At 46.0% G+C, this 12,077-nt stretch carries 8 protein-coding genes and 2 pseudogenes; 6 read left to right on the top strand and 4 right to left on the bottom strand.

The genetic code is table 11. The features are described from left to right. A partial coding sequence (locus tag PSHG_RS26335) for an SMI1/KNR4 family protein (RefSeq protein WP_010268456.1) occupies positions 1–319 on the top strand: 319 nt, incomplete at its 5' end. Between the two features lie 665 nt (positions 320–984). Here PSHG_RS26335 and PSHG_RS32085 read toward each other — a convergent pair. Beyond that, positions 985–1,131, bottom strand: a pseudogene (locus PSHG_RS32085) (nucleosidase); the annotation flags it as partial. A gap of 20 nt (positions 1,132–1,151) precedes the next feature. Then, positions 1,152–1,574 carry a VOC family protein gene (locus tag PSHG_RS01585; RefSeq protein WP_010268449.1) on the bottom strand — a complete coding sequence of 141 codons (423 nt, stop codon included), beginning with the start codon at positions 1,572–1,574 and terminating at the stop codon, positions 1,152–1,154. Between the two features lie 310 nt (positions 1,575–1,884). On the opposite strand from PSHG_RS01585, the gene PSHG_RS01580 reads away from it, so the two are divergent. From PSHG_RS01580 to PSHG_RS01565, 4 genes are all read left to right on the top strand, one after another. After that, on the top strand, positions 1,885–2,910 hold the full coding sequence (locus PSHG_RS01580; RefSeq protein ID WP_010268447.1) for an ABC transporter ATP-binding protein: 1,026 nt from the start codon (positions 1,885–1,887) through the stop codon (positions 2,908–2,910). Positions 2,911–2,912: 2 nt separating this feature from the next. Beyond that, positions 2,913–3,710 (top strand): ABC transporter permease, encoded by a 798-nt coding sequence (locus tag PSHG_RS01575; RefSeq protein WP_010268446.1) that lies wholly within the window; start codon positions 2,913–2,915, stop codon positions 3,708–3,710. Beyond that, positions 3,710–4,531, top strand: coding sequence for an ABC transporter permease (locus PSHG_RS01570; RefSeq protein ID WP_010268443.1), 822 nt, complete (start codon positions 3,710–3,712; stop codon positions 4,529–4,531). Before PSHG_RS01575 ends, PSHG_RS01570 begins: the two co-directional genes overlap by 1 nt. A 217-nt stretch (positions 4,532–4,748) precedes the next feature. Then, positions 4,749–6,812, top strand: coding sequence for a catalase (locus PSHG_RS01565; protein ID WP_010268440.1), 2,064 nt, complete (start codon positions 4,749–4,751; stop codon positions 6,810–6,812). A gap of 581 nt (positions 6,813–7,393) precedes the next feature. On the opposite strand, the gene PSHG_RS01560 is transcribed toward PSHG_RS01565, so the two are convergent. After that, positions 7,394–8,473, bottom strand: coding sequence for a hemolysin family protein (locus tag PSHG_RS01560; protein WP_010268438.1), 1,080 nt, complete (start codon positions 8,471–8,473; stop codon positions 7,394–7,396). Between the two features lie 64 nt (positions 8,474–8,537). Further along, a complete protein-coding gene (locus tag PSHG_RS01555; protein WP_010268437.1) occupies positions 8,538–9,854 on the bottom strand; it encodes a hemolysin family protein in 1,317 nt (438 codons plus the stop codon). Positions 9,855–10,486: 632 nt separating this feature from the next. On the opposite strand from PSHG_RS01555, the pseudogene PSHG_RS26330 reads away from it, so the two are divergent. Then, positions 10,487–12,006: pseudogene (locus PSHG_RS26330) on the top strand (malate:quinone oxidoreductase). Positions 12,007–12,077 lie beyond the last annotated feature (71 nt).

Raw genomic sequence — 12,077 nt, 5'->3', positions numbered from 1 at the left:
TGATCCGGCTAACGCCTATGATGCAGTCTGGCATAATAAATTAGCTTTCTGTGAAGTGGGGAACGGGGATTATCTGGCTTTTGACATGCAAACCCCTGAAGACGCTGCAATTGTTTATCTGAGTCACGATGACGGAGAGGGACACGGCTATATCCTTGCCAACAACTTCAAAGAGCTGCTTGATAACTGGTCCCGGCTTGGTTTTGTAGGGAGTGAGGACTGGCAATGGCTTCCTTTTACGACAAATGCCAGAAGCGGTATTCAGGCTGAAAGCGATGCGGCTGATCGGTTCAGGGAGTGGTTGGGGTTACCTATATAAAGGGCTGTCAGAAAATCCAACCAGAAAGTCCAACCAGAAAATCCTGGTTGACCTAATAATACGAAAGTCCATTTTCGAGTAAAATGCACCAATATTAAAGGGACCGTCTAATAGGCCCTCTGCCAAGTAAAGGTGTCAAAATGCAACACCCAAGAATGTTTATTTTACAGCATTCTCGGGTGTTGACTTTTTAAGATGTCGTACTAAAAAGTTGCTTTTCGGACAGGCTCTCTTTAACCGGTCTCAGCCACTGAACAATTAGTAATCCGAGGCCAGCTGCAACAGGTACTAAACTAACGATTTTCACAAGGATGGAAAGCTGAGCATCCTGTACGGCTAATAAAACACCGTTAGAAAACAAAATTGTGAGACAATGAATCCAGATGAGCAATGGGAGCCATGCGGAACACATGCAAACCGTCACGAAGCACACCGTAGAACATACGCTAAACGCCACACAGAGCGCCACGCGGAGTTCTCGTAGAACACCGGTCTTATCAGGCCAGCAAAGTGAACCAAGCTCTGCAATCTGGTTTTCCTGCGTCCGAATATACGGACAAGAGTTATTTGAACGTTAATTCTTCTAATAGGTTAGGCAGCTCAGAGAAATGATTGATAATCATGTCGGCTTGTGCAAGCTCTTCCTCTTGCAGAGGGGCTCCCATAATTTTACGATAAATGTCTATTGGGGATTCGCGATCCCACAGCTCCATTTTGCGCAGTTGGCTGAACGTATTTTCCAGTGCCAGTTCCAGGATCGTGTTGGTTTGAAATAAAGTACCATCCATGTCAAAGATAAGCGAATATGCCATTCAGAATCCCCCAAATGCAATTATTCCTCATAGCCCCACTCGGGGTTCCAAACGACCTCCCAAAGATGTCCGTCAGGGTCTTGAAAATAGCCGGAATAACCGCCCCAAAAAGTATCATGAGGAGGTACCGTAATTGTTGCCCCTGCATTATTGGCTTGTTCCATAATTTGATCTACTTCTTTTTTGCTGCCCACATTATGTCCAATTGTAAATTCTGTTGGGCTGGGTGCCGTTTTAGCAAGCTTTGTATCGTGGGCAATATCAATCCGCTTCCAAATGGCCAGTCTTAGACCCGGCTGCAGGTCGAAAAAAGCTACTGCACCATGCTCAAACTCCTGCCCGACTATGCCTTCTGTAGGAAACCCTAACCCGTCCCGGTAGAATGCAAGAGATCTGTCCAAATCGTCTACTCCGATTGTAATTACTGTGATTCGCGGTTTCATCTCATTCTCTCCTCTACAAGCTTTATATCACACTTAACATAGCAGCCGATACAAGCTTCATATCATTACACTTCACATAACAGAAAATCAAGCTTCATATTTTTCATTCTAACATAGCAACCAGATAATGGTAACGGCATTTTGCATAACTCTCAGCAGAGACTGTAAGTCTAACAAGATATAGACCGAGAAAAAAAGCTATAAGTGAATTGCGTTAATGGAACTTAATGGTATAATCTCTTTAAATATAATATCTTTGCATAATTTAGTAGACGCTTCCAGTGTAACATACTAACTAGGAGGGGAGATCTTGAAGCTAATCGAAGCTGAAGGACTGGCTAAACAATTTAAGATTCCCTTGAAGGAACCCGGATTAACCGGAGCGGTCAAGCATTTATTCAAGCCAAAATTCCAGAAAAAAATAGCTGTGACCGGGATTGATCTGGCCATCGACAAAGGTGAAAGCGTAGCCTATGTCGGACCTAATGGAGCAGGAAAATCAACGACCATTAAAATGCTCACCGGAATACTTGTCCCTACAAACGGAAAAGTCATGGTCGATGGGCTGATTCCGCATAAAAACCGGGAGGAAAATGCCAAAAAGATCGGCGTTGTATTCGGGCAGCGAACACAGCTTTGGTGGGATTTGCCGATCATAGAATCCTTTTCTCTATTGAAAGATATTTACGAAATTCCTGCTTCCGTTTATAAACATAATCTGGAGCGCTTTACTCAGCTGCTGGGATTAGATGAATTCTTATATTCGACTGCGAGGCAAATTTCACTGGGACAGCGAATGAGAGCGGATTTGGCCGCAGCTTTGCTGCATAACCCGAAGATCGTTTACTTGGACGAGCCGACAATTGGTCTCGATATTGCGGTTAAGGAGCGAATTCGCAAATTTATAAAGGAAATGAACGAAACCGAAGGCACAACGATCCTGCTCACTACACATGATTTGGAAGATATTGAGCAAATATGCCGGCGGCTCGTCATTATCGATAAAGGCCGTATTATCTTTGATGGAGATCTTCATGCGGTGAAGGATGTATTCGCGAAAGAAAGAACGCTTCATTTTCAAGTGGATGCACCCGTTCCTAATCTTCCATCTATCCTTTCGGGTCTGCCGAATACAATTCTGGATCACGAGGACGAATTACAGTTCTCGGTTCGGTTTGACCGGTTTGCAATTTCTGCGGGAGAGATTGCCAGCCATATTATGAGACAGGTTCAGGTGAAAGATTTTCGCATTGATGAGCCTAAGATCGATCATGTCATTCGCAAAGTATATGACGGAGAGCTTGACCTAACTGCCTCTGGCCATAAGGGGGCGTGAAGGTGATCCACAGAAAATATATATCTCTAGCCAAAATCACGATGCAGCACGCCATAGCCTATCGGTTTACTTACTTCATCAGTCTCATCGGCAACCTGATTTTCATTCTTACTATGTTCTTCCTGTGGAGGGCTATTTTTGATGGCCGGGAAGAGCTCTCCGGGTTCACATGGGAGCAGATGAAGGCTTATATTTTTATTACCTTCTTATCCAACTCTCTCATTTCCTGGTATTCCGAGACAAGAATAGCAAAGAAAATTATTAGCGGAGAAGTCGCTATGGATTTGTTGAAACCGATTAGCTTTCAAAAAGCGCGGGCTGCTGAAACGATCGGTTCAAGTATTATGGAGGGCTGCATCTCAGCCGTTATGATTTTTATTATATTGCTGCTTACTTCAGGTATTATTCTTCCCGGGTCATGGATGTCGGCTGCCATGTTTATTATCAGCTTGCTGGCCTCATTGCTGATCAAATTTTGTATCGTCTATATCAGCAGTCTAATCTGTTTTTGGAGCACGAATGGAATAGGGATCGCCTGGATGAGGGCAGCGATTACGAACTTTTTCTCAGGTGCTCTTGTTCCGCTGGCATTTTTTCCAGGGTGGCTGGAAAAGCTGTCGCTGCTGCTCCCGTTTCAAGGCATTGTCTATATTCCCGCATCCATCTATCTGGGAAGACTGGAAGGGATGCAAGCTCTGCAAAACGTTGGCTTGCAGCTGCTATGGGTCGTTGTTTTGTGGCTGGCAGCTAAGTTGATGTGGAACTGGGCGGTTCGTCAGGTAACGATTAATGGGGGGTGATGGCAGTGGGAAGCAGATGGAAGCCGAGGCCGATTAGAGCCTTGTATCTTTACTATCGTCTTATGAGTCAGCAGCTTAAAGCCCTAATGTCGTATCAGGCAGATTTTCTAATTTCCATTGCCGGAATGACATTGACGCAAGTGTTAGGCCTGGTATTCTTGTCAGTGGTCTACCAGCGAATTCCGGACATTCATGGCTGGTTATTCTGGGAGGTCGCCTTCGTGTATGCGATGGTTTTTTTCATTGAAGGCATTACGTCCTTCTTCTTTAACGGCATGTGGGTCATTGGAGGCATTATTAATCGGGGAGAAATGGACCGAATCCTGGTAAGACCGGTCTCACCGATCCTGCAAATTTTTACTTCTCACTTTGGGATCGGAGGTATTGGAATGATTCTGGTCGGGGCTGTCATTCTGTATCAATCCATACAGCATATTCATATAGAATGGTCACTTTCGCATATCTTCATGCTGATCCTTTTGCTCATCTCAGCCGTGGTGATTCGTGTGTCGATCATTTTCGCTTCATGCTGTCAAAGCTTTTGGACAGGCAGTGCGAATTCTTCCTTCTCCCATACCATTCATACGCTTAGTGAATTTGTTAAATTTCCAATCAGCATCTATTCGCTAGGGATCCAGGCTCTCATTACGGTCATTGTGCCTTTTGCATTTATTAGCTTTTTCCCGGCTGCTTATCTGTTTGGCAAGGAAGGCTGGGGTACCATTGGGGCGTGGGGTCCCTTAGTGGCGGTGTATACGGCCGTAATGGCCTTATGGATATTTTGTAGCGGGCTAAAAAAATATGAGAGCACCGGAAATTAACGAAAAGCTTTCGCTGGAGGTTTGCTAAATCCGCATACAATCGCCAAGCGCAGCGTGCGCTGAGGACGCCATGTATGCAGTCCGGCAGACTGTCCGCCTTCTTGTTTAGAATAATTCCAAAATGGTTAATGGCGTATATAAGATTGGGCATTTTGCCTAGTTCCATTAGCTGATTAGGAATGATTCATCACTATTCACAGGAGGGGACGAGTCTGCCATGAGTAAACCTTTTTCCAACAAGCCTAACCTTTCAACCCAGGAGAATAGCAAGCAGAAGCAGCTGGAACAGTACCGTGTGGACGACCGTAATAAGAGATTGACCACCAATCAGGGAGTAAAAGTCACCGAGGATGAATTTTCGTTGAAAGCGGGTGAGCGTGGGCCTACCTTGCTGGAGGACTTTCATTTCCGTGAAAAGATGACGCATTTTGACCATGAGAGGATTCCAGAAAGGATTGTTCATGCCCGAGGGTTTTCTGCCCACGGAGAATTTCAATTATACGAATCTCTCGAACGCTATACCAGAGCGAAATTTTTACGGGATACGTCCAAGCCTACGCCTGTCTTTGTCCGTTTCTCCACCGTTGCAGGCTCACGCGGCTCCACGGAGACGGCTAGAGATGCCCGCGGGTTTGCTACAAAATTTTATACTGAAGAAGGCAATTACGATCTGGTAGGCAATAATATTCCGGTGTTTTTCATTCAGGATGCAATTAAATTTCCAGACCTGGTTCACGCAGTTAAGCCGGAGCCTCACAATGAAATGCCACAGGCAGCCTCAGCTCATGACACCTTCTGGGATTTTGTCGCCAACAATCAGGAGTCGGCCCATATGATCATGTGGAAAATGTCTGACCGCTCACTCCCGCGCAGCTTTCGGATGATGGAGGGCTTTGGCGTGCATACCTTCCGGCTCGTTAATGAGGAAGGCAAAGCTCATTTTGTCAAGTTTCATTGGAAGCCGGTGCTGGGCGTCCATTCTCTGCTGTGGGATGAAGCTCAAAAAATTTCCGGGCAAGATCCCGATTTTCATCGCAGGGATCTGTATGAATCGATCGAGAATGGTGACTATCCGGAATACGAGCTTGGCCTGCAGATCATTCCGGAGGAAGAGGAGTTTCGCTTTGACTTCGATATTCTCGACCCAACAAAGCTGTGGCCGGAAGAGGAGGTACCGGTGCAAAAAGTCGGCAAAATGATCCTGAACCGCAATGTGGACAACGTTTTTGCCGAATCGGAGCAAGTCGCCTTTCATCCGGGGCATGTGGTACCGGGGATCGATTTTACCAACGATCCGCTGCTGCAGGGACGCTTGTTTTCCTATACTGACACCCAACTGATCCGCCTGGGCGGGCCGAACTTCCACGAACTTCCAATCAATCGTCCGGTTTGTCCGTTTCATAATAATCAGCGCGATGGTTACGGCCGCCATACGATCAATAAAGGGCCGGTGAGTTATCATAAAAATTCTATTGCCGCCAACACACCAGCTCCGGCAAGTGAAGCGGATGGGGGGTACGTTCATTATCAGGAAAAGGTGGAGGGCTATAAAGTACGAGCCCGCAGTGATAGCTTCAAAGATCATTTCTCCCAAGCGAAGCTGTTCTGGAACAGCATGAGCCAAATAGAGAAGCTGCATATCATCGATGCCTTCCGCTTTGAACTGGGCAAGGTCGAGCGGGAATCTATCCGCCAGCAAGTAGTGGATATGTTCGCGAATGTAAGTTTGAGCTTAAGCCAGTCGATTGCTGAAGCTATTGGTGTAACAGCACCAAGGGAAGGAGCAGCGGAAATTGCCGATTCATCCCCGGCGCTAAGTCAGCTGAATACTACATTTCACCCTGCTACCCGCAAGGTGGCTGTACTGCTTAAAGACGGGTTTGACGGTGCGAAGGTTAAGGCTGTGCTGCAGGAATTGGAAGCTCAAGGTATCCGGCCTGAGGTTGTGAGCGACAAGCTTGGAATGGTGAAGGGAATGGACGGAATGGAATTAAAAGCGAAGCATTCGTTCCTGACAACGCATGCGGTACTGTTTGACGCTGTTTATGCAGTCGGCGGGGGAGAAACGGATACCAAGTTCAGAAAAAATGCGGCTGCTTTTCTTAAAGAAGCCTTCGACCATTTCAAACCGATAGCAGCTTCAGGAGCAGGAGAACAGTGGCTTAAAGAGGAAAAACTGGAGGGGCCAGGGGTTGTTATCGAATCGGCTAGCGGTAAATTTGCGAAAAGCTTCATCGAGGCGATAGCCGCTCACCGTCACTGGGATCGTAAAATTGGATGACGGATAGGAATCAAGAATGAGAAGTACCTCGATGCCAGGAGGGCCGTGCCTTCGTCTTCTTATACAGCTGCAAAAAGCTCCGTCTACGGAGGTTTAGCAAGCTTCCGGAGAGACAAAAAAGGGTTATTCATTTTCTTGACAACAGTGATGATGCGCAATCGCGAGCCATAGCCAGGATGATGAAAGATAATCTTGTATAATGAGATGTGTTTTAGTGGAAGTAAAGGCATTGATGGAACTTAAAGCATACTTGGCCAACAATCAGCGAAGCTTAATATTGATCAACAAGTCATGCTTTGGGCGGTGCGCGAGACATCTGCAGGTTATTTGCAGGACTTCTGCGGGACATACTGCAAGCTTTGTATAAATGAACGAGGACCATCGCAAGACATCTATAGGCCGTTAGTGCGATGCCCACGAGATCAACAGCTTCAAACGCTTGCGTGACAAGCAAATAATAGGCGATGCCGAAAAATTCCGGATATTGCGAATGCTAACCGCTAAGCGCTGTAAGAAATCAGAGCAAGAAAGCAAAGGACCTCCGCCCCTGGCTATAGGGGAAGAGGTCCTTTATAATTGCGCTAAGCTTGTTGGCCTTTGAGAATGAGAGGGCGCTTTTTGTGATCGAATTCATCACGAATATCTCCCACGATCTCCTCAAGAATATCCTCCATCGTCACGAGGCCGATAGGGCTGCCGCTTTCATCGGTTACTATGGCCATATGAACGCGGTCTCTTTGCATTTTAATAAGCACATCTTTAATGGAATAGGCATTTGGGAAATACGGTATCTTATGAATAAATTTGCGTACTTCCGCTTCTTTGTTCGCAGCTATGCTTGTAAGCATCTCTTTTGTGTTAATATATCCGACGAATTCATTGGTCGTACCTTCCCTTATTACCGGATAACGCGTATATTCATACTGCTCCAGCACCTGAATAATGTTCTGGAGCGGCATGGCCTGGTTAATAGTAATCATTTGAGCGCGGGGGATCATGATCTCTTCCAGGGTCCGCTCGTCAAATTCAAAAATATTTTTCAGATAGGAAAGCTCAGTTTTGTTAATTTCTCCGCTTTCGTAGCTTTTATCAACGATCCATTTCAATTCCTCTTCGGAATGGACCGTTTCATGCCCGGCAGGCTTAATCCCGAGCAGCCGCAAAAGTATACGAGCCGAACCATTCAGTGCTAAAATGACCGGATTTGTAATTTTTCCGAACCAATATAGCGGCGGAGCGAGCAGCAACGTCATTTTCTCAGCGAACTGGATCGCCAACGTTTTTGGAGCTAGTTCCCCAATGACCACATGCAAAAATGTAATAATAGATAGGGCAATGAGATACGACAGTGCCGTAGCCGCAGCAGCCGGCACCTGGAATTCCTCAAACACCGGCTGAAGCATTCTTTGCACCGTAGGCTCGCCTAATGCTCCCAGCACCAATGCGGTAATCGTAATGCCCAATTGACAGGCGGATAAGTAATAATCGAGGTCATGCGCTACCTTTTTGGCAACTACAGCCTTTTTATTTCCTTCCAAAATCAGCTGGTCAATACGGGACATCCTGACTTTCAAGATCGCGAACTCGGCTCCGACGAAAAAAGCAGTCAAGCCTATAAACACAGCAACCAAGAATAAATTAATAATGATTATACCGTCCAATCGTTTCCCTCAGGGCGAGGGATTCACCTCCAACCATCATCATGGTTTGTAATGGGTATAGCTTTTAAATGGCTTCTACCTTGTTAATAAGCTGTAAAGAGACTTGTTTAATTTGGTAATTTTCCACATCGACAACCGTCCAGATCTGATTGTTTTTGTGGATTTTGGTTCCCTGCTCAACTTCGGCTGCTTTCTGATGCTGAATCCAACCGCCGATCGTATCCATTTCTTCATCATTTTCAAATACGATGCCGAATTTTCTCTCCAGGTCGTCTAAAAGCACCCGACCGTTAATGAGATACTCATTCTCCCCGGTCTGCAGAATATCAGGGACCTCATCAGCGTCAAACTCGTCACGGATTTCGCCCACAATTTCTTCTAAAACATCTTCCATTGTAATAATTCCCGAGGTTCCGCCGTACTCGTCAATAACAAGAGCCATATGAACACGTTCCTGCTGCATCTTGAACATCGATTCCTGAATAGGAGTTCCTTCTAAAACGTAGGGCAGATTGCGGACAAACTGCTCCAGCTTGTGTTCTTTGCCCGCGACAATGTGAGGGAGCATTTTTTTTACGTTTACCACACCAATAATATGGTCTTTGTCCCCATCCGCTGTGACAGGGTAACGGGTATAATTGTGCTCATCCAGGATTTGCACGATTTCCTTATCCGTCATGCCCTTGTCCAGGGTGATAATCTCGGTACGAGGGACCATAATGTCCTTGGTTACGCGTTCGTCGAAGGAAAAGACATTCTCCATATACTCGAGTTTCTGTTCGTTGATTTCGCCGCCTTCAAAGCTTTGCGCCATAATAATTCTTAATTCCTCTTCCGAATAGGCTTCCTCATGTCCGGCAGGCTTGACGCCAAAAGAGCGCAGCAAAACACGTGAAGTTCCGTTTAAGGCCCAAATGAAAGGATTCATAATTTTTCCAAACCAATATAGCGGGGCAGCGAGCAGCATCGTGGTGCGTTCCGCGAATTGTATGGCCAATGTTTTGGGTGCCATCTCGCCTACAACAACGTGCAAAAAAGTTACAAGAATAAAGGCGATCGCATATGAGGCAATGGAAATTGCCGCATCACCCAAATTAAGCGCACTAAAAACCGGATACAGAAGACGTTCCACAGCCGGTTTACCAATAGCCCCCAGACCAAGCGCCGTGATCGTAATCCCCAACTGGCATGCAGATAAATAGTAATCCAAGTCGCTCGCCACTTTTTTAGCAACAACCGCTTGTTTGCTTCCTTCCGCAATTAATTGATCGATCCTCGACATGCGAATTTTGACAACAGCAAATTCTGAAGCGACAAAAAACGCCGTAAGCGCAAGCAAAAGAGCAAGTATAAATAAATTTATTATCGTTATAAGGTCCAATTTCGCCCTCGTCCCGAGGGATTCACCTCCACAATATTTGACAAGCTATGCGTTTCTGACCGGTCGTGACCAGCCGAGAAAAAAGGCAGTACAAAGGAGACTGATTCAAAACCTTCCATGAATCATTAGCATAGGAAAATGGATAAACACGGTATGCGCTTAAATCAACCACTTGGCCAATATGCAGTAACGCCTTCCCAAGGAAACTACCTCCTTTCCCAGAGTCATCCATCTCTGATTGTTAAGAAGTATATCATAGAGCGATGGTGCACAGCCAGTTAAACGCCAATGTATTTTTCGCTGACTATTTTGTACGCATTTTTGATCGAAATATTCACAAATCCCCACTATTCGTGATGGATTCAAGCTATATTTTTATTGCCGAAAACATAGGTATCGTCCGTCTTCAAGCAACTTTTGGCGGTTTCATCAAAAATTAGTGGCCATGACTTTTGTCCCGCTTCTTGTCGAATGGCTTATAACTATCATATAATAGGAGATATACGTGTTTTTTATTAGCTATTTTACGGGCTCAGAAACGGTGTGTAACAGGTTACGTACGGGCTTGCTGTGAAACCGAAGCAGGAGCGTGAGCATCCTTTCTGTAAATTTTAGGTATAAGGGCGGTTAAAATGAGCAACAAACAAACGACGACAGATGTTATTTTGATTGGAGCCGGAATCATGAGCGCCACATTAGGAGCGCTGTTAAAAGAATTGGCCCCTGACTGGAAAATTACAGTTTTTGAGAAGCTGGAAAAAGCAGGAGAGGAGAGCTCTAACGAATGGAACAATGCGGGTACGGGCCATTCCTCGCTGTGCGAGCTAAACTACACCGTCGAGAAGCCTGACGGTTCTATAGATATTAGCAAAGCCGTCAAAGTCAATGAAGAGTTCCAGGTTTCCAAGCAATTTTGGTCTTACCTTGTGGACAGCAAGCTAATCCGCAATCCACGCGACTTTATCGTGCCTGTACCTCACATGAGCTTTGTGCAGGGACAAAAGGACGTAGCATTTCTAAAGAAACGCTTCAATGCACTGGCTGGCAATCCGCTGTTCAAAGGAATGGAATATTCCGATAACCCCGATAAATTGAATGAATGGATCCCGCTGATGATGAAGGACCGGACGGTAAAACAACCTTTGGCGGCGACAAGAATTGAATCGGGCACGGATGTGAACTTTGGTGCTTTAACGCGCATGCTGTTCGGCCACCTGAAAAATAAAAATGTCGATATTAGATACAAGCATGGCGTAGAAGACATCAAGCGGGCCCATGACGGCACTTGGGAATTAAAAGTCTGGAACATGGATACCGGCAACATCGAACGCCATAAAGCTAAATTTGTATTTATCGGAGGCGGGGAGGCAGCCTGCATCTCCTGCAGAAATCGGGAATCCCCGAAGGAAAAGGGATCGGAGGCTTTCCGGTCAGCGGTCTCTTCATGGTTTGTAAAAACCCTGAGGTAGTCAGGCACCATCATGCCAAAGTGTATGGTCAAGCTCCGGTAGGCGCGCCGCCAATGTCGGTTCCGCATCTGGATACCAGGGTTATCGATAATAAAGCATCCCTGTTCTTCGGACCCTTCGCAGGGTTTTCTCCGAAGTTTCTGAAGTCAGGCTCGATGTTTGATCTGATTACTTCTGTCAAACCGCATAACCTTACGACCATGATCGCGGCCGGCTTGAACAACCTTTCCTTGACCACTTATTTGATCAAGCAGCTGATGCTTTCCAAGGAACAGCGGATGGAGGCTTTGCGTGAATTTATTCCCAACGCGAAGAGCGAGGACTGGGAATTGGTCATTGCCGGCCAGCGCGTGCAGATTATTAAGGATACGCCTACACGCAAGGGTGTGCTTCAATTCGGTACAGAAGTTATCAGTTCTGCTGACGGTTCGATCGCTGCATTGCTTGGAGCGTCCCCGGGTGCTTCAACCGCTGTATCTGTTATGCTTGAGGTTATTAAGCGATGTTTCCCTCAACAAATGAATGCCTGGGAGTCCAAATTAAAAGAAATGATTCCGTCTTATGGCGAAGCTTTATTGGATAATCCGGGGCTGATTGAGGAAATTCATGCTTCCACATCCCGGACGCTTGGCTTAAGCAGTGACATCCCTCCGGGACAGACTGCTCGCAGAACGGTATCATAAACTAGCTATTATCGCCTGCCATTAACACCTTGTAAAGGATTGGCCAATCATAAATGGAGATTCTAAATAGA

This window comes from Paenibacillus senegalensis JC66 (genome assembly GCF_000285515.1).
GTDB classification, from domain to species: domain Bacteria; phylum Bacillota; class Bacilli; order Paenibacillales; family NBRC-103111; genus Paenibacillus_L; species Paenibacillus_L senegalensis.
This window is presented reverse-complemented; position numbering and strand designations above follow the sequence as displayed.

What these genes read in the sequence shown, in the direction of transcription:
- PSHG_RS01585 (WP_010268449.1), bottom strand. Translation starts at nt 1,574, where the DNA reads ATGAAACCGCGAATCACAGTAATTACAATCGGAGTAGACGATTTGGAC.
- PSHG_RS01570 (WP_010268443.1), top strand. Translation starts at nt 3,710, where the DNA reads ATGGCAGTGGGAAGCAGATGGAAGCCGAGGCCGATTAGAGCCTTGTAT.
- PSHG_RS01565 (WP_010268440.1), top strand. Translation starts at nt 4,749, where the DNA reads ATGAGTAAACCTTTTTCCAACAAGCCTAACCTTTCAACCCAGGAGAAT.